The following is a 22,830-nucleotide window of genomic DNA, read 5'->3' on the forward strand; positions in this document are numbered from 1 at the left end:
ATTTTTTAACGCCCGCGGATCAACGGGCTTTTTTGCCCGCTTCGCGAACCAGAAATTCAAAAAATTTCACCATCACGGTATCCCCGGCGACCGTATGATCCTCCGGATGGAACTGCGTACCGAAGACCCCCCTGTCCGGGTCCTCGATCGCCTCGACCACGCCGTCCGTCGCCGTAGCGGCCACACGGAATCCATCGGCCACCCGTTTGACGGCCTGATGGTGGAAACTGTTCGTCCGCAACGTATCCATACCGGTCGCCACTGCAACAAACGAGCCTTTCTCGACACGCACGGTATGCGTCGGTACGTACCCCGGCACCGCCTGCATGTGACACACCGAAGTATCGGCATATTCCGACGGCAAATCCTGATACAGCGTTCCGCCGAAGGCCACGTTGATCATCTGTATTCCGCGGCAAATGCCCAGCACCGGGATCTTATGTCGGGCGGCCAGTTCGATCAGCCTGAAATCGAACGTATCGCGCGGCGCATTGACATGCCCGAGATGCGGAGACGGCTCCTCGCCGAAATAGGCGGGATCGACATCGCCGCCGCCGGTCAGAATCAGTCCGTCGATCGACTGCAACAGTCCGTCCAGCTTCTGTTCGTCCCCGATCAGCGGAATCAACACGGGGACTCCCCCGGCCCGCAATACCGCATCGAAATAGGTGCGCGACACGGTCACCGTGCCTCCGTTGCAAAAATCGGAAATTCCGATCACCGGAACCCGCGATTCCGGCCGGGAGCCGCAGGCGCAGAGCACCGAGCAGAACCCGACGATAAACAATCCTAAAAATCGTTTCATAATAATCCCTCGATTTATACGAAGGCTGCCGGCGATAAACAACCGCCGGCAGCCTTCCAGTTCAAACGCCTTCCGGACATTAAGCCCCGAAGTTATCGTACATAATATTCTCTTCCGGCACGCCGAGTCCGTCGAGCATCTTGGTCATTGCGGCCGTCATCATCGGCGGTCCGCACAGGTAGTATTCGATATCTTCCGGCGCGTCGTGATTCTTCAGGTAGTTTTCGAAAATAACCTGGTGAATAAATCCGGTGTAGCCTTTCCAGTTATCCTCTTCCTTCGGCTCCGACAGCGCGATGTGGAACTTAAAGTTCGGGAATTCTTTTTCGATCTCCTCGAACTGCTCCTCGTAGAAAATTTCACGCTTAGAACGCGCCCCGTACCAGAATGTTACAGGAGTGTCGATTTTCTCGGTCTTGAACAAATGGAAGATATGCGAGCGCATCGGCGCCATACCGGCGCCGCCGCCGATAAACATTTTTTCGTTCGGAGTATCCTTCACGAAGAATTCGCCGTAGGGTCCCGAAATCGTCACTTTGTCGCCCGGCTTGCGCGAGAAAATATACGACGAACAAATTCCCGGGTTCACCTTCATAAAGGCCCCTGCGGCCCGATCCCAGGGCGGCGTGGCGATACGGATATTCAGCATGATGATATTCCCTTCGGCCGGATGGTTGGCCATCGAATAAGCGCGGAACGTCGGCTCCGGATTTTTCGTAACCAACCCCCACATCTTCATGTGATCCCAGTCCTCATGGTATTCCTGTTCGATGTCGAAATCGCTGAACTTGATCTCGTCGTATTTCGGAATGTCGATCTGGATATAACCGCCCGAGCGGAATTTCAGATGTTCGCCTTCGGGCAACTTCACGACGAACTCCTTGATGAAGGTGGCCACGTTGTGGTTCGACACCACTTCGCACTCCCATTTTTTAACGCCCAGGACAGCTTCGGGCACCTTGATCTTCAGGTTTTCCTTCACTTTTACCTGGCATCCGAGGCGCCACTTCTCGGCCTGTTGCTTACGAGTGAAAAAGTTCACCTCGGTCGGTAGGATATCGCCGCCGCCTTCGAGCACCTGACATTTGCACATGCCGCACGAACCGCCGCCTCCGCAAGCCGAAGGCAGGAATATGCCGTTGTTGCCAAGCGTCGACAGCAACGTACTGCCGGGTTCCACGGTCAATGATTTTTCGCCGTCGTTAATATCGATTTTAACCTCTCCCGAAGGGGTCAGTTTCGCCTTGGCATACAGCAGCAACGCCACCAGGATCAAGGTTACTACCAGGAATGCTACGATCGCTATAATGATTGATAATCCCATCTCTATTTCACTATTTTACGGTTTACAACTGAATCCCCATGAACGTCATGAAGGCGATCCCCATCAGGCCGGTCAGGATGAACGTAATCCCGGCGCCGCGCAGCGGGGCGGGAATGTTCGAATAAGACAGCCTCTCGCGGATAGCGGCCATCAGAATGATCGCCAGCCACCAGCCGATCCCCGAACCGGCCGCGAACGCGGTAGCTTCGCCCAGAGAAGCGTAATCGCGCTCCTGCATGAACAGCGAACCGCCCATGATCGCGCAGTTCACCGCGATCAGCGGCAGGAAAATTCCCAACTGATTGTACAATGCCGGCGCGAATTTCTCGACCACCATTTCGACCAACTGCACGAACGAGGCGATCACGGCGATAAAAACGATGAAACTGAGGAAGCTCAGGTCGATCTCGCTCTCGCCGCCCGGCCCGTAAGCCGGATTTATCCAGCCGAGGGCTCCCGGAGAAAGGATAAACTCGTTGAGCAGGTAATTGATCGGCACGGTCATCACCATCACGAAGATAACGGCGATACCGAGTCCCATCGCGGTTTTGACGCTCTTGCTGACGGCAATGTACGAACACATGCCGAAAAAGAACGCGAACACCATGTTGTCTATGAAGATAGACCTTACGAATATGCTGATAATGTTTTCCATACGTGCTTCGCTTTATTATTTCTCGATCAGGTTCTTGTTACGGCTGCGCTGCACCCAGATAATCAGGCCGACGCAGATCAACGCCATCGGCGGCAGGATCATCAGACCGTTGTTGACGTAACCTACGCTGTAAAGCCCGAGCTTCTCGAAAACGGGATACCCCCAGATGCTGCCCGATCCCAACAACTCGCGGACGAAGCCGAGGATCACGAGGATCAGCCCGTATCCCAGGCCGTTGCCTATACCGTCGAGGAACGACGCCCAGGGTTTGTTACCCAGCGCAAACGCCTCGATCCGCCCCATAATGATACAGTTGGTAATAATCAGCCCGACAAACACCGAAAGCTGTTTGCTGACGTCGTAAACGAACGCCTTGAGCACCTGATCCACCAGAATCACCAGCGCGGCCACGACGACCAACTGCACGATGATCCGGATCCGCGACGGAATCCCTTTGCGGATCAATGAAATAATCAGACTCGAAAACCCGGTGACGACGATTACCGACAGCGCCATCACGAAAGCGGGTTTCAATTTTGCCGTGACCGCCAGCGCCGAACAGATACCCAGTATCTGCACCGTGATCGGGTTGTTCTGACCGAACGGCGAGGTCAGCAACTTCAAATTCTTAACCGAAAAAATCGGCTCTTTTTCCTGGCTACTCATTGTTTTCCGAATTATTGGTTACTACTTCCGCCGTTTTACCCGGAGACGCCGCAAGCTGTTTCCGGATATAGGCGTCATAATCGCCGAGGCAGCTTTTCAGCATATTCTCGACGCCGATACTGGTCAGCGTACCGCCCGAAACGGCATCCACCGCATAAGGATCGCCCTGTTGCGCGCCGCCTTTCTGCAGACGGATCGCCACGACTTTACCGTCCTTGAGAATCTGTTTCCCTTTGAACTGAGCCTGGAACTGCGCAGTCGAAATTTCGGCGCCCAGCCCCGGCGTTTCGCTCTTGTGGTCGAATACGATACCTTCGACCGTGTCCCAGTTGTCCGCCAGCGCGACATACCCCCAGACCGGACCCCAAAGTCCGGCGCCCCAAACCGGGATCACGTAGCTGACACTCCCCTCGTCGTTTTTGCTGACGAATACGGGCAGTTCCCTTTCGGCGGCCGGCTTGTCGTATTCGGCTTTCAGGTTCGTCAACAGAGCGAACGCGTCCGCCCCTTCGACCTTATCTCCTTCGACGTTGACGGCATAACTGTCCACGATGTATTTTTTATACTGCTCGTTGATATAGGCCGCTTTGTTCGGCGCCTTGTCCGCATCGCCGCCTTCGCCGATCGAGCGCAGGATATCGCCCATTTTCTCGATTCTCACGTTCTCGGCCTGAATATTTTTCAGCGACAGCGAAGCAAACGAGAGCACCGCCGCCACGATCACCACCATGACCGAAGCATAAGTGATAATATACGTATTACTGTTCTTATTCATACCCCTACTCTATTTAGCTAATTTCAAACGACGGTTCCGGCGACGGATATTGGCTTGCACCACATAGTAGTCGATCAGCGGAGCCACCGCGTTCATAAACAGGATCGACAGCATCATGCCTTCCGGATAACCGGGATTCAGCACCCGGATCAGCACCGCCATCACCCCGATCAGGAATCCGTAAATGTACTTGCCGACGTTCGTCTGGCTGCCGGTCACCGGATCGGTCGCCATAAAGACCGCACCGAAGGCGAACCCGCCGATAATCAGGTGGTAATATGCCGGAATATCCATGTAGGCGTTCGCGCCGATCAAGTTGAACAACAAGCCCATCAGATAGCCGCCGGCAAACACGCTGAGCATCACGCGCCAACTGGCGATGCCCGTCCACAGCAGGATCGCCGCGCCGATCAGGATCGCCAGCGTCGAAGTCTCGCCGATACATCCGGGTATCGTCCCGAGGAACCAGTCCAGCGGACCGCCCTGCGTCCAGTGTATCTGCTGCGAGCCGGTCAGCACGGCCGACGCCGCATCGGCCAGCGGAGTCGCCCCCGAAAAACCGTCTACGACGCCCTCGCCTTTGGTCAGGCCGGCGATCCAGATCTTTTCGCCTGAAATATAGGGCGTATAAGCGAAGAAAATAAACGCCCGGGCCAGCAAGGCCGGGTTGAAGATGTTCATTCCGGTACCGCCGAACACTTCCTTGCCGATAATCACGGCGAAAGCGGTCGCAACGGCCACCATCCACAGCGGCACGTCGACCGGCATCACCAGCGGAATCAGCATTCCGCTGACCAGAAACCCTTCATTCACCTCGTGATGGCGAATCTGCGCCGAAATAAATTCGATCCCCAGACCGACCACGTACGAGACAATGATGATCGGCAGCACTTTCAGCAAACCGAACCAAAAACACGTCCAGAACGGAGCGTCACCCGCGCCGATGGCCCGGAAATGCTGCAATCCGGTATTGTACATCCCGAACAGCAAAGCCGGCATCAATGCCACGACCACCACGATCATCACCCGTTTCAGGTCGATGCTGTCGCGGATATGGCTGCCGCTGCGGGTTACGTGATTCGGTACGAACAGGAACGTCTCGAAAGCATCGAACGTCGAATGAAGTTTTTCGAACTTGCCGCCCTTTTCGAAGTTCGGCTTGATCTTATCTATAAAATTTCTTAATCCTTTCATGGGTCGTTCAGGTTAGTTAAGCTCTTTGATCATCAGTTCGATCCCGCGGCGGACGATATCCTGCATCTCGGTTTTCGACGGATCGACGAATTCGCACAGCGCGAAATCCTCCTCGACCACCTCGTAGATGCCCAGGTTCTCCATTTTGTCGATATCTCCGGCGAGAATCGCCTTCAACAGATAGAGCGGATAGATGTCCATCGGCAGGTATTTGTCATACAGCCCGGTTACCACATAAGCGCGGACGCCGCCGTTCATGTTGGTATCGAGATTATAACGCTTGCGGGGCGTCAGCCACGAGAAATAACTCTTCGACACCGAGAACTTATCCAGCCGCGGCATACCCCAACCGAGGAACTCGTATTTGTTCCCTTCGGGGATCACGGTCACCTGGTTGCTGTAAAATCCGAGGTATCCGTCCGGTTCCACCTTTTTACCGGTCAGCACGTTGCCGCTGATCAGGCGCACCCGATCGCCCGCGCGCTGCGGACGGATCTCGACCTGGCGCGCGATGCTGCCGACCGGAATGCCCGACAGCACGCTAAAATAGCGCGGATCGGTCGTCTCTGAACCGGTCAGCGCAACGATCTTGCTCATATCGACCCGGCCGGTACGGAAAAACCGTCCGATCATCGCCACGTGCTGAATATCGACCGTCCACACCAGGTCGCCTTTGTTGATCGGATCGATATGGTGAATCTGAACGCCCACGTTCCCGGCCGGATGCGGCCCGTCGAACGCGCGCACTTCCACGCCTTTCACCCGATCCAACACCCCGGATGTTCCGGCTTTCAAACCCAGGTAGACTTTCCCCGGCGTCAGCTTCGACAGCATGGCGAAACCGGTATTCAAATTATCCAACTCTTTCTCCAATACGTAATTCATATCGGGAGCCAGCGGCGCCGAATCGAATCCGGAAACGAAAACGGCTTTCGGCGTCTGTCCCGGATCGGCGATGATTCCGTAAGGACGCTGAACGATCATCGGCCACAGACCGGAACTCAACAGCGCCGAAGTGACGTTTTCCTTGTCGGCGGACTCTTCGGTGGGAACCTCGAACGGCTCGTAAACCTGTTCGGCGGTCGGAGCGATCACCACGTCGAGGATCTTACGCTTATCCCCGCGGTTTATGGCGGTCACCTTCCCGCTGACCGGCGAGGTGAACAACACCTGCGGACGGTACTTGTCGTAAAACAGCGGCGTTCCGGCCTTCACGACGTCGTCCACCCGAACCAGCATCTTCGGGATGACCCCCTTGAAATCGTCCGGTTTCAGCGCATAGGCATGTACCAGCGGCAGCCGGGTCAACTCGCGTCGGGCTTCCCCTTGCAACCGGATATCAAGGCCTTTTTTCAACTTTATGACTTGCGACATATTCGGTAGATTATTGATAGTAATTTATTAAGGTGTCTTTTTCATTCGTTTTTCGGTCAGCGGATTCCCAGCTTATCCTTTATATCCTGGGGAATCGCCTCGCGATGTACCTGGATACCGACCGTTTTATAAAGCAGGAAAGGTTCCGAAGCGTAAAAATAACCTTTATACAAACCCGTTTCGCCCCAGGAGTTTTTCACTTTGTAGAATTTCCGGCCGTGCTGGTCCGCCGCGATCCCCACCAGCAGCATCCCGTGATCGTCGGTCGTCTCGTAACGATCGAAAGCCTGTTGCCGCATTTCGGGCGTGATTTGGCGTTCGGGAAGCACGCCCGTTTTCAGGAGCGTCCGTTTCCGAATCTCGTCGTCGGTAAGCCCTTTCCAGCGCGCGCTGTCCGCCGCAGGAATTTCCGCCGCCGACTCGACCGGAACGATCGCACGGCCCTCCCGAAAGCCGAATCCGTTCTCGCTGACGTCGGACGCCCAGTTGACTGCATATCCTTTCCGCAGCGAAACGTCGACGATCCGGCCCAGCTCCTCCATCGTTACGTTGTAGAACGGAGACCAGTTCCAATTATCGGGTATTTCGAGCGGGAAAGCCGTATAAAGCGGATGGTGCGTCATTGCCGTGAACACTACGTAATCGTCGCGGCGAATACCCAGCTCCTGCGCAAAACTTTTCGGAGTATATTCTTTTCCGTCGTGAACGAATTTTTCGGGACAGGGGCCCAGGTAAGCGTCCAGTATCCCGTTCAGACCGTCGATCCAAGACGCGGAAAGCCGTTTGGACGGATTCCCGATCACCGCATCCGTATAGGCTTTGAGAGCAACGCTCAGTTCTTCGTGCGAGTGCCTCGACGCGCCGTCCTTCAGTCCAGAATAGACCGTCTCGGGCACGATTCCGTAACGGTCGACGATGTATACGACGTCATCCAGCGTCCCCCCCTCGGAGAAATTGGCTTTACCGTGCAGGCGGGCGTATTTGATCGCTTTTTCGAGGTAAGTATGGCGGACGATCCACATTTCGGAAAGGTCGTAAACGCCTTTCCCGCGACGAAGCAACTCGCTCTCCGCCATCGCCGTGCCCGAAAAGCTCCAGCAGGTGCCGGACTTCGCCTGATCCTTCACCGGCGTCACGGGCACCAGCACTTTATCGGTAAATACATAGGCTCCGGTATCCTTTCCGTCCTCCTTGGTCTGTTTCGACGTATTTTTCGCACCGGCGACACCGATCAGCAGTGCGCACAACACCCCACACAGCAGATATTTTTTCATGCGTTCGACACAAAATTTAATTTTGCGTTACAAATATAACAATAATTATTTTATTTTTCTTTTCCAGGACGGATGCAGTCGCCGAATCCGGCACTATTTATCAACAATCGGTCGTCAATCGCCGGGCAACGTTCCGGCGTCCCCGCTTTTCCGGTAATCGTCCGTTATCTCGGTAAAGCCGCGACTGTAACGCTGCATATAATCCCTCGTCCGCCGGACGAAGCGATCCAGCCCCGGCCGTTGTTGCGGCGAAACCGTTTCGCGGGAATAGGCCGGAACGATCTCGTAACGATGCCCCGAGCGACTCCCCGGGTCGGATGAGATCGACGTCCAGTGAATCAGGTACTCGGGACGGTAAGCCGTCCGCCCGTCTGCGCCGAGCGACAGCCCGATCCGCACCGATATGCCGCCGTCCGTACCGGGAAAACGCTGGTTCGAAACAAAATTGCCCATCGAAAAAACGGTCGCCCCGCAAATCCTGCCCGACGAATCGGATACCGTTTCGACCGACTGAACGACGTGCGGATGCGAACCGATCACCAGATCGGCCCCCCAGCGATGGCTCCGGGCGGCCAAGTCGCGCTGCCAGCGATTCGGCAACGTCTCGTACTCGTTGCCCCAGTGCAGAAACAGCACCACGTGCGTCGCCCCGTTGCCGCGCGCGCCGGCGATATCCTGCCGGATACGGAGCGTATCGATCCGGTTCACCGTATAACCGCGCGGGACGGACAGTCCGTTGGTCCCGTAAGTATAATTCAGCAATGCCACCCGAAAATCCCCTTTCCGCAACCAAAGCGGGTGGCGGGCCGGATCGGGAAGCGTATCGGCGAATACCCCGGTATACTCCAGGCCGGCCTGCACGAGCGTATCGAGCGTAGAACGGATTCCGGCCCCGCCGCGGTCGCAGATATGGTTGTTCGCCGCGACGGCCACGTCGATACCGACCCGGCGCATCGCCCCGGCCAACGCGCCGGGCGAGCGAAACTGAGGATACCCCGAATAGGGTTCCCCGCCGAGCGTGGTTTCCAAATTGGCAATTACGAAGTCGGCCGAAGCGAAATAATTTTTCAACCGCGAAAAACAGGCGGTGTAGTCGATTCCGCCGTCTCGTCGGAAGGCGGCCTGCACCTGCGGAAGGTGTTGCATCAGGTCTCCGGTAAAGATCAGCGTCAACTGTCGGTCGTCCTCAGCCGGAACGGCAACGCACGCCGGGATGTCCGGCGCCCCGGAATGCCGGATTATCCGGTACACGGAAAACGTTCCGACCGAAACCGTAACGATGATCGCGCACACCAACCAGACGAGGGACCGTTTGCTCATTGGATACCGTTTATTACCTTTGCTCCGCAAAGCTAATCATTTTTCGCAGATGTACCCGCTTATCGACATCCATACGCACCGGAAAGAACCGGACGCCGCCGCCTTGCGGTCGATACGGCTCGGCACGGATGCCGTGCCTTCCGACGGTTCGCTCTTTTCGGCGGGCATCCACCCGTGGGACAGCGAAAAAGCCGATCCGCAAGGACTGCGGCAGCTCGAAACGCTGCCCTGCGCGGCGATCGGCGAAATCGGGCTCGACTACGCCGTATCGGTCGACCGAACGGCACAACGCGAATGGCTGGTTCGGCAACTGGAGATCGCCCGCAGACGCGGGCTGCCGGTTATCTTGCACTGTGTCAAAGCCTACAACGAAATGCTGCCGACCCTGCGCCCGTTCGACATACCGGCCGTTTTCCACGGATTCGCCGGATCGGAACAACTGGCCGGACAGGTGTTGAAAGCGGGATATTACCTGTCGTTCGGCGAAACGGCGTTCCGTTCTTCGAAAACGGCGGACGCGCTGCGCAATACCCCATCCGACCGTCTTTTCCTCGAAACGGACGAAAGCGCGGCCGGGATCGGCTCCATCTACGAACGGGCGGCGGCGATCCGGGGAGTCTCCGTCGCGGAACTGGCCGCCGAAATCCGTAAAAACTATCGAAAAATATTCGCCGCATGACTCATTGGCTCGAACGAACGGAACTGCTGCTGGGCAGCGAAAAGACGAAACGGCTGCAAAACGCGCGCGTACTGGTGGTCGGTCTGGGAGGCGTGGGTGCCTATGCCGCCGAAATGCTCGCCCGCAGCGGCATCGGCGCGCTGACGATCGTAGACGCCGACGACGTTTCGGAAACGAATATCAACCGGCAACTGGTCGCCCTGCATAGTACGGTCGGACGGCCGAAAGCGGAAATACTGGCTGCTCGCCTGCAAGATATCAACCCGCAGTTGCGCCTGACCGTACTCCGGGAGTATGTCCGGGACGAAGCGACCGACCGGCTGCTCGACGGAGAAAAGTTCGATTACGCGGTCGATGCGATCGATACGCTGTCGCCGAAAGTAAATCTGATCAAGGGAGCCCTCGACCGCGGGATTCCGCTGGTCAGTTCGATGGGGGCCGGAGCCAAAACCGATCCTACGCTGATCGAAATCAGAGACATTGCGAAATCGCATCACTGTCCGCTGGCGCACATGCTGCGAAAAAGATTGCATAAAGCGGGAATCCGGACGGGTTTCCGGGTCGTTTTTTCACCCGAAGCGGTCCGCGAAGGCGCCATGATCCTATGCGAGGAAACCAACAAAAAATCCAATGTCGGCACGATATCCTACATGCCCGCACTGTTCGGCTGTCACTGCGCATCGGTCGTCATCCGGGGGCTGATCGGGGAATTATAACCGGCTTCGATAAAAAATACCGGCGGCGGCCCCAAAAACCGTTCCTTTACTCTTACTTTTCGATCGGTTTGACCCGGCAAGGCAGTTCGACCCAGAAAGCGCTGCCTTCGCCCTTCTCCGAGACGACTCCGATCGTCCAATTATAAATACCCAATGACGCGATCCATCCGGCAGGTATAAATTACGCCGTTTTCAATCAAGAGATCAAAAACGGCGTTCATGCGTTACATTTCGACCAAAACTTTCCCGGTCATCTCGGGCGGCTGGGACAGGCCCATCAATTTCAGCACGGTCGGGGCCACATCGGCCAACACGCCGTTGCGGACGCTCTTAACGCGGTCGGACACCACTATAATGGGCACCGGATTCAACGAATGAGCCGTATTCGGGGTTCCGTCCGGATTCTCGGCATGGTCGGCATTACCGTGATCGGCGATAACGACGACCTCGTAACCGTTCGCCTTCGCCGCCTCGACCACGTCGCGCACGCAGGCGTCCACCGCTTTGACCGCCTTGACGATCGCATCGTAAACGCCGGTATGTCCCACCATGTCGCCGTTGGCGAAGTTCAGGCAGATGAAATCGAATTTTTTCTTGTTCAACTGCTCGACCAGAGCGTCCTTTACCTGATAAGCGCTCATCTCGGGTTGCAGATCGTAAGTAGCCACTTTCGGGGAAGGGATCAGAATCCGTTCCTCTCCGCCGAAAGTCTCTTCGCGGCCGCCGTTCAGGAAAAACGTCACGTGCGCGTATTTCTCCGTTTCGGCGATGCGCAACTGACTGAGGCCCTGCGACGATACATATTCGCCGATCGTATTGGCCACGTTGTCTTTGTCGAAAAGGATGCGCAGGCCGGTGAACTTGGCGTCGTAAGGGGTCATGCAGCAATAGTACAGCGACAGCTTCTTCATGTCGTAATCGGGCATATCCTCCTGCGTCAGCACGACCGTCAGCTCCTTCGCCCGGTCGTTGCGGAAATTGAAGAAGATCACCACGTCCCTGTCCTGGATCGTACCGACCGGATCGCCCTGTCCGTCAACGCAGACGATCGGCTTGATAAATTCGTCGGTCACCCCTTCGTCGTAGGATTTCTGCACGGCGGCGGCGGCGTCCGTCGCCTTTTCGCCCACGCCTTTCACGATCAGGTCGTAAGCTTCCTTGACCCGTTCCCAGCGCTTGTCGCGGTCCATCGCATAATAACGGCCGATGACCGAAGCGATTTTTCCGGCCGAATGCTTCAGGTGCCCCTGCAATTTCTCCACAAATCCCTTTCCGCTGCGCGGGTCGGTATCGCGGCCGTCCATAAAACAGTGTACGAACGTCTTATCGACCCCGTATTCTTTCGAAATATCGCACAGTTTGAACAGGTGGTCGAGCGAACTGTGCACGCCGCCGTCCGACAGCAGGCCCATGAAATGCACCTGTTTGCCGTTCATCTTCGCATAGGTGAACGCTTTTACGATCTCCGGATTCTTCAGGATCGAATTGTCGCGGCAAGCCCGGTTGATCTTCACCAGATCCTGATATACGACGCGTCCGGCGCCGATATTCAGGTGTCCTACTTCCGAATTACCCATCTGTCCGTCGGGAAGGCCGACGTTTTCGCCGTCGGTCAGCAACTGCGCCGACGGATATTTGGCCTCCAGGCCGTTGATATAGACCGGGTCGGCCGAATAAACCACATCGTCGTGGCCGTGATCGCCTTTGCCCCAGCCGTCCAAAATCATCAGTAATACTTTGTTTGCCATCGTCTTTCTTTTTTCGGGGAAACCTGTCCGTTTCCCGCTCTTCCACTTATTTCAATTCTCCTTTGATCAATTCCACGGCTCTGAAAATAGCCTTTTCGAGTCCTTCGGGTTTCTTACCGCCGGCCGTCGCGAAGAACGGCTGCCCGCCGCCTCCGCCGCCGATCTCTTTAGCCGCCTCGCGGATCACTTTCGACGCATTCACACCCCGGGCCACGATCTCGTCGCCCAGCATAATCGTCAACGTCACCTTGTCGCCGAAGGCCGATCCGGTCACGAACACGAGATTCGGAAATTTCGGCTTCAGCCCGAAAGCGATTCCTTTAATGACGTCGGGCATCAAATCCAACTGGCGAGCGACCAGTACGACGCCGTCCTCCTCGGTCAGGTTCGGCTCAATGGATGCCACCAGCGATTGGATACGCTCCTTGCGCTGCTGCTCCATCTGTCTGTTCAGTTCCGAATTCTCCTCGACCAGCTTTTTGATCGCCTGAGTCACCGAAGGATTATTCACATACCGCTGAACAGCTCGCAGGGTATCCTCAAACGAATAGACGTATTCCATCGCCCGGTCGCCCGTCAGCGCTTCGATACGCCGCACGCCGGCCGAAATGGCGCTTTCGGAAACGACCTTGAAAAAACCGATGCTGCCGGTCGCAGGAACATGGGTTCCGCCGCAGAGTTCGACCGACTTTCCGTACTGGATCACCCGCACGCGGTCGCCGTATTTTTCGCCGAACAACATCATGGCCCCGAGTTTACGGGCCTCTTCGATCGGGTATTCGCGGCGTTCCTGCAACGGAAAGTTGCTGCGGATATCCCGGTTGACCAACTTTTCGACTTCGCGGATCTGCTCGTCGGTTACCTTCTGGAAATGCGAAAAGTCGAAACGCAGGTAATCGGAACATACGAGCGACCCTTTTTGTTCGACATGATCGCCGAGCACCGTACGCAGCGCTTTATGCAACAGGTGCGTGGCCGTGTGATTAGCCGCCGTGTTCGCCCGCGCTTCGCCGTCCACTACCGCACGGAACTTCGCCGAAAGATCGTCCGGAAGCCGATCGACCAGATGGACGGTCAGGTTGTTCTCCTTTTGGGTATCGGTGACCGGAATCTTCTGTTCGTCGCTCTCGATGTACCCGCGGTCGCCGGTCTGCCCGCCCGAATTACCGTAGAAAGGCGTCTGGTCGAAAACCAACTGATAGTAAGTCTTGTTCTTGGCGGTAACGCGACGATAACGCGAAATCCGCACGTCGCTTTCGAGCGTATCGTAACCGATGAAGCGACTCTCGGCGATCGGAAACAGTTCGACCCAATCGTCGGTATCGACCGCCGCCGCGTTGCGCGAACGCTCTTTTTGTTTCTGCAGTTCGGCAGAGAATTCCTCGCCGTTTACCGTCATGCCGTTTTCCTGAGCGATCAGTTCGGTCAGGTCGATCGGGAATCCGTAAGTATCGTACAGCAGGAACGCTTCGCTGCCGCTGATCACCCGGCTGCCGGCGGCCTGTTCCTTTTTGATCACATTGTCGAGCAGATTGATCCCGGTAGCCAATGTCCTCAGGAATGCGGCTTCCTCCTCGGCGATCACTTTGGTAATCAGATCCTGCTGCGCCGCCAGTTCGGGGAACTGTTCGCCCATCTGCCGGACGAGTCCGTCGACCAACTGGCAGATAAACGGCTCGTTGAAACCGAGGTAAGTATATCCGTACCGCACGGCGCGGCGCAGGATACGCCGGATCACGTACCCGGCCTTCACGTTCGACGGCAGCTGCCCGTCGGCAATCGAGAAAGCAATCGCCCGCAGGTGGTCGGCAACCACCCGCATCGCGATATCGGCCCTGCGATCCTGACCGTAAACTTTTCCGGACAGTTCGGCCAGACGCCGGATCGTCGGTTGGAATACGTCGGTATCGTAATTGCTCTGTTTGCCCTGCAACACCATGCAAAGCCGTTCGAAGCCCATGCCGGTATCCACGTGGCGGGCCGGCAGCAATTCCAGTTCGCCGCTGGCCTTACGGTTGAACTGCATGAAAACCAGGTTCCATATCTCGATGACCAGGTGGTGCCCCCGGTTCACCAACTCGCGTCCGTCCAACGCGGCCCGCTCCTCGTCCGAGCGCAGATCGTAATGGATTTCGCTGCACGGGCCGCAAGGCCCCGTATCGCCCATTTCCCAGAAATTATCGTGACGGTTTCCGAGAATGATATGGTCTTCGGGCAGGAACTGCTTCCAATACTGGTAGGCCTCGTTGTCACGGTCGATATTTTCATCGGGACTCCCCTCGAAAATCGTCGCGTACAAACGCTCTTTCGGCAGGCCGTACACGTCGGTAAGCAACTCCCACGCCCACGAGATCGCCTCTTTCTTAAAATAATCCCCGAACGACCAGTTGCCGAGCATTTCGAACATCGTGTGATGGTAAGTGTCGTGGCCGACCTCCTCCAGGTCGTTGTGCTTGCCCGACACGCGCAGACATTTCTGCGAATCGGCCACCCGGCGGTCTTTGATCGGAGAGTTCCCCAGGAACAAATCTTTAAACTGGTTCATCCCGGCGTTGGTGAACATCAGGGTCGGGTCGTTCTTGACGACCATCGGAGCCGACGGCACGATCACATGCCCTTTGCTGCGGAAAAAATCGAGAAAAGTTTTTCTGATTTGATTAGAATCCATACCTTACTTATAATATCTGCGTACTGCGATGCGTTATCTTGTAGGAAATTGCAAAATTAAGTAAATTAGTCTAATTTTGTCACATTTCCCGTTGATAAAATACTTTTTTAGTGTCCGAACTTGCGGCGGCATCCGGAAGAAAGCCTCCCAATATCTGACCGATCATCGAATGCATGGCAAAAAAGCGGTATAAATTCAATCCACAAACCCTGACCTACGAGGTGATGGCGATCCCGTTCCGCATCCGGTTCTACCGGATTCTGCGGAAGGTGCTGATCGGCTTTATCCTGGCTTCGGTGGTCAACCTGCTTTTCTCCTTTTTCTTCTACACGCCGAAGATGTACCGCATCGGCGAACGGAACAACGAACTGATGCTGAAGTACAACATCCTGAACGACAAAATCCGCGCGGCGACCGCCAAACTGCAGGAACTGCGTCACCGCGACAACAACGTGTACCGCTCGCTGTTCGCCGCCGACTCGCTGAACTTGCACGGAATCTATACGCCCTATCCCGACACGAAATACAGCTTCCTGGAAGGAGACATGTACACGCCGGAGATGATCGGCACGTGGAGAGACCTCGACGCAATGACCCGGATGCTGTACCTGGAGTCCAAATCGCTCGACGAACTCGAGGTGCTGTCCAAAAACAAAGCGCTGATGGCCGAAGCGATTCCCGCGATCTGGCCGCTCGACCGCCGGAAACTGCGCGGCAACATCGGCGCGTTCGGCACGCGGGTACACCCGATCACAGGACGGGTGAAAGGACACCAGGGCGTCGACCTGGGATCGAACATCGGAACGCCGGTTTATGCCACCGGGGACGGATTCGTCGCCTTCAACAACGAAGGGACGCGGGGATACGGGCGTCAGATCCTGCTGAACCACGGATTCGGCTACAAAACCCGTTACGCCCACCTGAGCAAAATCGAAGTGATGCCGGGGCAAAAGGTGAAGCGCGGCGAGAAGATCGGGGAGGTCGGCAATACGGGACTGTCGAAAGGCCCCCACCTGCATTACGAAGTTATATATAAAGGTGTCCATGTCGACCCGATCAACTACCTGAGCCGCGACATGACCGAAGCCGAATTCCAGAAGATCATCGAATCGGCGCAGTACACGACTTACGAAGGCGATTAATCCGATGGACAACAAACGAACCCCGAAATTCAAGGAGCTAGTTCCCCGCTGGTACGAGCAACGCGAAAAATTCAAGAAGAAATTTTGGCGCGGCGTGATCCATCTGTTCGCATGGATCGGGATCGCCGTCATCTATTACGCCGCCTTCTCGTTCTTTTTCGACACGCCGCTGGAGTACCAGATGAAACACTCCACGCGCAAGCTGCGCCAGGAATACGACTCGTTGAGCAAACGCTATGCGACGGTCGAAAAAGTGCTGTACAACGTCATCGACCGCGACAAGCAGGTGTTCCGGACGCTGTTCGAATCCGACCCGTACAATTTCGACACGGAATTCGAGAAAAAACGCTGGGAAACCCATGAAAAACTGCTGACCAAATCCAACAAGGAACTGGGCAAGGAGTTTTTCGGGAAACTCAATACCCTCGAAAAACGCGCCGGCGAACACCTGTACACGCTGGCGACCCTCGAACAAACCGCCGATTCGCTGAAAGACCGAATCGACAACATCCCGGCGATCCAGCCGGTCATCAACAAAGACCTGACGCTGCTGACCGCCTCGTACGGTATGCGGATCCACCCGTTCTATAAAATTCTAACCGCCCACCAAGGCGTGGACTATACGGTGAGCGAAGGTTCGCGCGTTTTCGCGACGGCCGACGGCCGGATCAAGGACGTCGTTACGCGTAACACCACGTCCGGGAATACCGTGGTCATCAACCACGGGAACGGCTACGAAACGACTTACAGCCACCTGGGAAAAATCTACGCTAAAAAAGGCGAATTCGTCAAACGGGGCGACATCATCGCCCAATCCGGCAACACGGGTCTGTCGCTGGCGCCCCACCTGCATTACGAAGTCAAGCACGACGGTATGCGGGTAGACCCGATCCACTATTTTTTCATGGAACTGAATTACCAAGATTACCAAAAAATCATCCGGATCGCCCAAACCGGGATGCAATCGTTCGACTAAGCGTCCGAAAAAACATTTTTTTCGCGAATACCCCTGCAAAAAAATAGGGGCATTCGCGAATATTTGCTACTTTTGTCCGTTCAAATACAAACAACGAATCGACATGGCAATATTACGTTTCAAGGCGCTTGACGAAATGTCAAAACGGGAGCCGGTAAAAGCCGACCTGCCGGACAAAAAGATATCCGATTATTTCGGCGCGGACGTATTCGACCGCGAAAAAATGCGTCAATACATCCCGAAAGAAGCTTACGAAAGCCTCTGCACCGCTGTCGACGAAGGACGGCGGATCGACCGCAAGATCGCCAACCAGGTCGCCCAGGGGATGAAAACGTGGGCCATGGAAAAAGGAGCAACCCACTATTCGCACTGGTTCCAGCCGCTGAACGACTCCACCGCCGAGAAACACGATGCCTTCTTCGAACCGATGTTCGGAGGCGGATCGTTCGAAGCGTTCAAAGGCGAGCTGCTCGTACAGCAGGAACCCGACGCATCGAGTTTCCCGACCGGAGGCCTCCGCAACACGTTCGAAGCGCGCGGTTATTCGGCTTGGGACCCTTCGTCGCCCGCGTTCATTCTCGACCGGACACTCTGTATCCCCAGCATATTCATCGCCTACACCGGCGAAGCGCTCGACTTCAAAACGCCGCTGCTCAAGTCGCTGCAGGCCATTGATAAAGCCGCCGTCGAAGTGTGTCAGTTGTTCGACAAGGACGTAAGGAAGGTCAATGTCACGCTGGGCTGGGAGCAGGAATATTTCCTGGTGGACGAAGCGCTGTTTCTGGCCCGTCCCGACTTGGCGCAGACCGGACGTACGCTGATGGGGCACATCGCGGCCAAAGACCAGCAACTCGACGACCACTATTTCGGAGCCATTCCGAGCCGCGTGCTCGAATACATGAAAGACTTCGAACTGCAAGCCTACCGCCTCGGCATCCCGATCAAGACCCGGCACAACGAGGTGGCCCCGAATCAATTCGAATGCGCGCCTGTATTCGAGGAAGCCAACATCGCCGTCGATCACAACACATTGCTGATGACCCTGATGCGCCGGCTGGCGCAAAAACACAAGCTGCGCGTGCTGTTCCACGAAAAACCGTTCGCCGGCGTCAACGGATCGGGCAAGCACTGCAACTGGTCGCTGCTGACCGACACGGGCGTAAACCTGCTTGCGCCGGGCAAAACACCGAAAAACAACATCCAATTCCTGACCTTTTTCGTCAATACGATCATGGCCGCCCACAATTACGGTCCGTTGTTCATGGCGTCGATCGCCACCCAGTCGAATTCGCACCGGCTCGGCTCGCACGAAGCGCCGCCGGCCGTCATGTCGGTATTCACCGGCTCGACCCTGTCGGCCATCCTCGACTCGCTCGAAGAACGCCTGAGCGACAAGAAACTGACTCCCGACGAAAAAACCGAGATCAAACTCGACATCGGAAAGATCCCGGAAATTCTGCTCGACAACACCGACCGCAACCGCACCTCGCCGTTCGCCTTCACCGGCAACCGGTTCGAATTCCGGGCGACCGGTTCGTCGAACAACTGCGCCGCGCCGCTGATTCCGATCAACACGGCGGTCGCCGAACAGCTCACCCTATTCAAAGCCGAAGTCGACAAGTTGATCGACAAAGGGGTGAAAAAAGACGAAGCGATCCTACAGATCATCCGCAAATACATCATCGAATCGAAAAAAATCCGGTTCGAAGGCAACGGATACAGCGCCGAATGGCTGCGCGAAGCCGACAGACGCGGGCTCGAAAGCATCCAGAGCGTTCCGGACGCATTCAAGATTTTCAGCAGCAAAGCCTATTCGAAACTGTTCGACAAACACAAAGTGTTCAACGAATCGGAAATCCACGCCCGTTACGAAATCAACATGGAAAATCTGATCAAGAAAATCCAGATCGAATCGCGCGTACTGGCGGATATGGCGGCCAACCATATCGTTCCGACGGCTATTCATTACCAGAATATCCTGATTAAGAACGTCCAGGGACTCAAGGACATCCTGCCGAACGAGTACCTCGACCTGGCGGCCGAGGAAATCCGTACGATCCAGACGATCGCCAAGCACGTGAAGGCCATTCGCGAGAACACTTACCTGATGGTCGAAGCCCGTAAAAAATACAACCACATGGACAACCTGGTGGCGCGGGCGACCGGTTATTCGGAAGACGTGCTGATCTATCTCGACAAAATCCGCCACGACATCGACAAGCTCGAGCTGATCGTGGACGACGAACTCTGGCCGCTGCCCAAATACCGCGAAATGATGACGATCAACTAATGCCGCCGCAAAACGGCATACGCGACGACCTGTAAAAAGCGAAGCCGCCGGGAGATTTCCGGCGGCTTCGCTTTTTATCGGCATACGGTCGCCGGGACAATAACATCAGAAATCGAAATACGAAGGGCGGCAATCCGAAAACGCCGCCCTTCAGAATTCGAAGCTGTTTTCCGGCGGTTCGGAGACCGCCTTCGCATCAAACTATTTTTCGCCCATGTCCGGCATCGGCTTCTTGTAATCGCCGTTCTTAAGTTTCGCATGGCACTTTTCGAAGCAATCCAGCGTATACTCCACGTCTTCGAGCGTATGTACGGCCGTAGGAATAATCCGCAGAATGATCTCCCCTCTCGGAATCACCGGATACACGACCACCGAACAGAACAGGTTATAGGTCTCGCGCAGATCGACCACGATATTGCAGGCCTCGTCCACCCCGCCTTTCATGTAAACGGGCGTAACGGGCGACAAGGTGCCGCCGATATCGAACCCGCGCTTGCGGAAGCCGCTCTGCAACGCATGGACGATCGTCCAAAGGTTGTCCTTGAATTCCGGATGCTTGCGGATCATATCCAGACGCTTCAACGCCCCTTTGACCATCGGCATCGGCAGCGCTTTCGCATAGGTCTGCGAACGCATGTTGTAACGCAGGTAATCCACGATATATTTTTCAGACGAAACGAAAGCGCCGATCCCGGCCATCGACTTGGCGAACGTATTGAACAGTACGTCCACGCCGTCGATCACGCCGAAATGCTCGGGCGTTCCGGCGCCGGTCTTCCCCATCGTTCCGAACCCGTGCGCGTCATCGACCAGCAGGCGGAACTTGAAATCCTTCTTCATGGCGACGATCTCGTCGAGCTTGCCCAGGTCGCCTTTCATGCCGAACACGCCCTCGGTGATTACCAGCACGCCGCCGCCGTTCTCTTCGGCCAGCTTCGTGGCATGACCGAGCTGCTTGCGGCAGGCCTCCATGTCGTTATGCGGATAAACGAAACGCTTGCCGGTATGCAACCGCAACCCGTCGATGATGCAGGCGTGCGCCTCCGAATCGTAAACCACCACGTCGCGGCGGGTCAGCAGCGAATCGATGATCGAGATCATCCCCTGATACCCGTAGTTCAGCAGGAACGCGTCGGGCTTGCCGACGAATGCGGCCAACTCCCGTTCGAGCTGTTCGTGCCATTTGGTCTGCCCGCTCATCATACGCGCCCCCATCGGATACGCCATACCGAATTCGGCGGCGGCTTCGGCATCGGCCTTCCGCACCTCCGGGTTGTTGGCCAGCCCCAGGTAGTTATTCAGGCTCCAGTTCAATACTTCCCGCCCGCGGAACATCATCCGGGGACCGATTTCTCCTTCCAGTTTCGGGAAAGAATAGTAACCGTGACTCAATTTCTGATACTGACCGATCGGGCCGCCGGCGTTCTCGTGTATTCGTTCAAAAATATCCACTGTAGTATAATTTGTTTGGTTGAATTCCACAAAAAATCACACAAAGTTAACCTTTTTCTACAAAGCATAAAAAATTTAACCTTTTTTTATGTTCCGTTTCCGTTTTTCCGCCCGGCAATCGAACGCAAAACGCACCCGCCGCATCCGCATCGGAACGCTTCCCGCCCGCGCCGCCGCATCCGCGGGAAGCAGCCCTCCTTACCGGAGATCGGCATCGGAACGCTCCGTGCCCGCATACAAAATATAAATCGAAAAAAAACAATATATGTTTTCCCAAATCGTTAAAAATACATAACTTTGCCCGTCCGGTAAATATGGTGTTTTCCGTGCGAAGCGTTTAAACCCTGTAAATAACGATGAAATTTTATCCTGCGAAAATTTTTATTGCGTTAATGCTTTTGACGACCGTGTCGTGCAGCGAGTACAACAAACTCCTGAAAAGCGGCAGCAACAAGCAAAAGTACGACAAGGCTCTCGAATACTTCAATGCCGGGAAATACAGCAGGTCGCTCACCCTGTTCAAGGACATCGAACACATCTTCAGTCAATCCGATCAGGCCGATACCGTCGCTTTCTACACAAGCCTGTGCTCCTACAAAATGGGGGATTTCGAAACCAGCTCCCAGCAATTCGACGAATTCCGCCGGCGTTTCGGGCGAAGCCCGTTCCTCGAAGAGTCGGAATACTATTTCGCCAAAGGGTTCTATTACCTGTCGCCGAAGCCCGAAAACGATCAATCGTTCACGTTCCAGGCCATGCAGGCCATCAGCGAATATTTGGATCGGTATCCCAAAAGCCAAAAACGGGACGAGCTGCTCGAAAACATGATCGAACTGCGTCAGAAGCTTTACGACAAAGCTTTCCTGAACGCCAAACTCTATTACGACGTAGGTTATTACAATTCGGCCGTTACGGCGTTGCGCAACGCGATCCTGAAATATCCGGAAAGCAACCACCGCGAGGAACTGGCTTATCTGATCGTCAGCGCGCAGTGTCTCTATGCCCGCAACAGCGTTCCTGCCTTACAGCGTCAGCGTTATCTGGATACCCAGAACGCTTATTACAGCTTTATCGACGAATATCCGGAAAGCAAATACCGCAAAGAAGCCGACAAAATGCAGGACGAGGCTAAAAAATTCCTGGAGAAATACAAAGAGAAGCCCGATGGCACCGAAGCGGAAGACAGCGAAGAGGTAACGGAATCGGCTCCGTCCCTCAATTTCTCCGACCAGACCGGCACGACGGCAAAGCGTGGGAAAGCGGAACGGAAAGAAAAGAAAGAAGCAAAAGCCGCTGTCGAGAAAGAGCCCAAACCGGCCAAAGAGTCCAAAGCGGCCCGGGAGCCCAAGCCGAAAAAAGAAAAGAGCGAAAAATCAAATAAATCCGATAATTCCGAAACAAGCAATGGAACTGAAGAAAAGTAGTATTCCGACCAACACCGTAACGCGTAAACTGACGGATCTGGACGCTCCGACGGGCAACATTTACGAATCGGTAGTCATCATCGCACGCCGCGCCAACCAGATCTCCAGCGAAATAAAACAGGAACTGACGCGCAAGCTGGCCGATTTTTCGAGCGTTAACGACTCGCTGGAAGAGACTTTCGAGAACCGCGAACAGATCGAAATATCGAAATATTACGAACGCCTGCCGAAACCGGCGATCGTAGCTACCGAAGAATTTCTCTCCGGAGAGATCTATTTCCGGGATACGAAAGCGGACGCAACCGAGGAGCTGCCGGCAGAATAAACCGGATCGTTCCGACAATTTTC

General features: G+C 55.5%; 19 protein-coding genes. 7 read left to right on the top strand and 12 right to left on the bottom strand.

What is annotated here, in order from left to right; all coding sequences use genetic code 11:
• Positions 1-19: 19 nt before the first annotated feature.
• From C1A08_RS01055 to C1A08_RS01095, 9 genes are all read right to left on the bottom strand, one after another.
• Positions 20-805: a gamma-glutamyl-gamma-aminobutyrate hydrolase family protein gene (locus C1A08_RS01055; RefSeq protein ID WP_153498015.1), complete on the bottom strand. Its 786-nt coding sequence runs from the start codon at positions 803-805 to the stop codon at positions 20-22.
• A 79-nt stretch (positions 806-884) separates the two neighbouring features.
• The gene (gene nqrF, locus C1A08_RS01060) at positions 885-2,129 is read right to left on the bottom strand and encodes an NADH:ubiquinone reductase (Na(+)-transporting) subunit F (protein WP_055203952.1); all 1,245 of its coding nucleotides are present in this window, start codon (positions 2,127-2,129) and stop codon (positions 885-887) included.
• A 22-nt stretch (positions 2,130-2,151) separates the two neighbouring features.
• Positions 2,152-2,784: an NADH:ubiquinone reductase (Na(+)-transporting) subunit E gene (gene nqrE / locus C1A08_RS01065; protein ID WP_055203950.1), complete on the bottom strand. Its 633-nt coding sequence runs from the start codon at positions 2,782-2,784 to the stop codon at positions 2,152-2,154.
• A 15-nt stretch (positions 2,785-2,799) separates the two neighbouring features.
• Complete coding sequence (locus C1A08_RS01070; protein WP_055203948.1) at positions 2,800-3,450, bottom strand: NADH:ubiquinone reductase (Na(+)-transporting) subunit D; 651 nt, start codon at positions 3,448-3,450, stop codon at positions 2,800-2,802.
• Positions 3,443-4,225 (bottom strand): NADH:ubiquinone reductase (Na(+)-transporting) subunit C, encoded by a 783-nt coding sequence (gene nqrC / locus C1A08_RS01075; RefSeq protein WP_101570790.1) that lies wholly within the window; start codon positions 4,223-4,225, stop codon positions 3,443-3,445. The genes C1A08_RS01070 and nqrC overlap by 8 nt, the downstream gene beginning before the upstream one ends.
• Before the next feature lie 9 nt (positions 4,226-4,234).
• Entirely contained in the window at positions 4,235-5,419 is a 1,185-nt protein-coding gene (locus C1A08_RS01080; protein WP_101570792.1) for an NADH:ubiquinone reductase (Na(+)-transporting) subunit B, read from the bottom strand.
• 12 nt (positions 5,420-5,431) lie between these two features.
• A complete protein-coding gene (locus C1A08_RS01085; RefSeq protein ID WP_101570794.1) occupies positions 5,432-6,793 on the bottom strand; it encodes a Na(+)-translocating NADH-quinone reductase subunit A in 1,362 nt (453 codons plus the stop codon).
• 56 nt (positions 6,794-6,849) lie between these two features.
• Entirely contained in the window at positions 6,850-8,067 is a 1,218-nt protein-coding gene (locus tag C1A08_RS01090) for an aminopeptidase C (protein ID WP_101570796.1), read from the bottom strand.
• Between the two features lie 114 nt (positions 8,068-8,181).
• Positions 8,182-9,387, bottom strand: a complete 1,206-nt coding sequence (locus C1A08_RS01095) for a CapA family protein (RefSeq protein ID WP_101570797.1) — start codon at positions 9,385-9,387, stop codon at positions 8,182-8,184.
• A 49-nt stretch (positions 9,388-9,436) separates the two neighbouring features.
• On the opposite strand from C1A08_RS01095, the gene C1A08_RS01100 reads away from it, so the two are divergent.
• A complete protein-coding gene (locus C1A08_RS01100) occupies positions 9,437-10,066 on the top strand; it encodes a TatD family hydrolase (RefSeq protein WP_055203936.1) in 630 nt (209 codons plus the stop codon).
• Complete coding sequence (locus C1A08_RS01105) at positions 10,063-10,782, top strand: tRNA threonylcarbamoyladenosine dehydratase (protein ID WP_180951502.1); 720 nt, start codon at positions 10,063-10,065, stop codon at positions 10,780-10,782. Before C1A08_RS01100 ends, C1A08_RS01105 begins: the two co-directional genes overlap by 4 nt.
• Positions 10,783-11,006: 224 nt before the next feature.
• Here C1A08_RS01105 and gpmI read toward each other — a convergent pair whose 3' ends face one another.
• Positions 11,007-12,530, bottom strand: coding sequence for a 2,3-bisphosphoglycerate-independent phosphoglycerate mutase (gpmI, locus tag C1A08_RS01110; protein ID WP_101570802.1), 1,524 nt, complete (start codon positions 12,528-12,530; stop codon positions 11,007-11,009).
• A 46-nt stretch (positions 12,531-12,576) separates the two neighbouring features.
• Entirely contained in the window at positions 12,577-15,198 is a 2,622-nt protein-coding gene (gene alaS / locus C1A08_RS01115) for an alanine--tRNA ligase (RefSeq protein ID WP_101570804.1), read from the bottom strand.
• 173 nt (positions 15,199-15,371) lie between these two features.
• On the opposite strand from alaS, the gene C1A08_RS01120 reads away from it, so the two are divergent.
• The 3 genes from C1A08_RS01120 to C1A08_RS01130 all read left to right on the top strand — a co-directional run bounded on the left by C1A08_RS01120 (position 15,372) and on the right by C1A08_RS01130 (position 19,606).
• Positions 15,372-16,340 carry a peptidoglycan DD-metalloendopeptidase family protein gene (locus tag C1A08_RS01120; protein WP_055203928.1) on the top strand — a complete coding sequence of 323 codons (969 nt, stop codon included), beginning with the start codon at positions 15,372-15,374 and terminating at the stop codon, positions 16,338-16,340.
• A gap of 4 nt (positions 16,341-16,344) precedes the next feature.
• A complete protein-coding gene (locus C1A08_RS01125; RefSeq protein WP_055203926.1) occupies positions 16,345-17,316 on the top strand; it encodes a M23 family metallopeptidase in 972 nt (323 codons plus the stop codon).
• Positions 17,317-17,419: 103 nt separating this feature from the next.
• Positions 17,420-19,606: a glutamine synthetase III family protein gene (locus C1A08_RS01130; protein ID WP_055203924.1), complete on the top strand. Its 2,187-nt coding sequence runs from the start codon at positions 17,420-17,422 to the stop codon at positions 19,604-19,606.
• Positions 19,607-19,807: 201 nt separating this feature from the next.
• Here the strand turns inward: C1A08_RS01130 and C1A08_RS01135 are convergent, their stop codons facing one another.
• Entirely contained in the window at positions 19,808-21,058 is a 1,251-nt protein-coding gene (locus C1A08_RS01135) for an aminotransferase class I/II-fold pyridoxal phosphate-dependent enzyme (protein WP_055203922.1), read from the bottom strand.
• A 356-nt stretch (positions 21,059-21,414) separates the two neighbouring features.
• On the opposite strand from C1A08_RS01135, the gene C1A08_RS01140 reads away from it, so the two are divergent.
• On the top strand, positions 21,415-22,482 hold the full coding sequence (locus tag C1A08_RS01140; protein ID WP_101570806.1) for an outer membrane protein assembly factor BamD: 1,068 nt from the start codon (positions 21,415-21,417) through the stop codon (positions 22,480-22,482).
• Positions 22,463-22,807, top strand: a complete 345-nt coding sequence (locus C1A08_RS01145) for a DNA-directed RNA polymerase subunit omega (protein WP_101570808.1) — start codon at positions 22,463-22,465, stop codon at positions 22,805-22,807. The genes C1A08_RS01140 and C1A08_RS01145 overlap by 20 nt, the downstream gene beginning before the upstream one ends.
• Positions 22,808-22,830 lie beyond the last annotated feature (23 nt).

The organism is Alistipes sp. cv1 (assembly GCF_900240235.1).
Lineage (GTDB): Bacteria > Bacteroidota > Bacteroidia > Bacteroidales > Rikenellaceae > Alistipes_A > Alistipes_A hominis.

What these genes read in the sequence shown, in the direction of transcription:
- C1A08_RS01145 (WP_101570808.1), top strand. Translation starts at nt 22,463, where the DNA reads ATGGAACTGAAGAAAAGTAGTATTCCGACCAACACCGTAACGCGTAAA.
- C1A08_RS01140 (WP_101570806.1), top strand. Translation starts at nt 21,415, where the DNA reads ATGAAATTTTATCCTGCGAAAATTTTTATTGCGTTAATGCTTTTGACG.
- nqrC (WP_101570790.1), bottom strand. Translation starts at nt 4,225, where the DNA reads ATGAATAAGAACAGTAATACGTATATTATCACTTATGCTTCGGTCATG.
- nqrE (WP_055203950.1), bottom strand. Translation starts at nt 2,784, where the DNA reads ATGGAAAACATTATCAGCATATTCGTAAGGTCTATCTTCATAGACAAC.
- C1A08_RS01080 (WP_101570792.1), bottom strand. Translation starts at nt 5,419, where the DNA reads ATGAAAGGATTAAGAAATTTTATAGATAAGATCAAGCCGAACTTCGAA.
- C1A08_RS01090 (WP_101570796.1), bottom strand. Translation starts at nt 8,067, where the DNA reads ATGAAAAAATATCTGCTGTGTGGGGTGTTGTGCGCACTGCTGATCGGT.
- nqrF (WP_055203952.1), bottom strand. Translation starts at nt 2,129, where the DNA reads ATGGGATTATCAATCATTATAGCGATCGTAGCATTCCTGGTAGTAACC.
- C1A08_RS01070 (WP_055203948.1), bottom strand. Translation starts at nt 3,450, where the DNA reads ATGAGTAGCCAGGAAAAAGAGCCGATTTTTTCGGTTAAGAATTTGAAG.
- C1A08_RS01130 (WP_055203924.1), top strand. Translation starts at nt 17,420, where the DNA reads ATGGCAATATTACGTTTCAAGGCGCTTGACGAAATGTCAAAACGGGAG.
- C1A08_RS01055 (WP_153498015.1), bottom strand. Translation starts at nt 805, where the DNA reads ATGAAACGATTTTTAGGATTGTTTATCGTCGGGTTCTGCTCGGTGCTC.
- C1A08_RS01105 (WP_180951502.1), top strand. Translation starts at nt 10,063, where the DNA reads ATGACTCATTGGCTCGAACGAACGGAACTGCTGCTGGGCAGCGAAAAG.
- C1A08_RS01095 (WP_101570797.1), bottom strand. Translation starts at nt 9,387, where the DNA reads ATGAGCAAACGGTCCCTCGTCTGGTTGGTGTGCGCGATCATCGTTACG.
- C1A08_RS01100 (WP_055203936.1), top strand. Translation starts at nt 9,437, where the DNA reads ATGTACCCGCTTATCGACATCCATACGCACCGGAAAGAACCGGACGCC.
- C1A08_RS01085 (WP_101570794.1), bottom strand. Translation starts at nt 6,793, where the DNA reads ATGTCGCAAGTCATAAAGTTGAAAAAAGGCCTTGATATCCGGTTGCAA.
- alaS (WP_101570804.1), bottom strand. Translation starts at nt 15,198, where the DNA reads ATGGATTCTAATCAAATCAGAAAAACTTTTCTCGATTTTTTCCGCAGC.
- gpmI (WP_101570802.1), bottom strand. Translation starts at nt 12,530, where the DNA reads ATGGCAAACAAAGTATTACTGATGATTTTGGACGGCTGGGGCAAAGGC.
- C1A08_RS01120 (WP_055203928.1), top strand. Translation starts at nt 15,372, where the DNA reads ATGGCAAAAAAGCGGTATAAATTCAATCCACAAACCCTGACCTACGAG.
- C1A08_RS01125 (WP_055203926.1), top strand. Translation starts at nt 16,345, where the DNA reads ATGGACAACAAACGAACCCCGAAATTCAAGGAGCTAGTTCCCCGCTGG.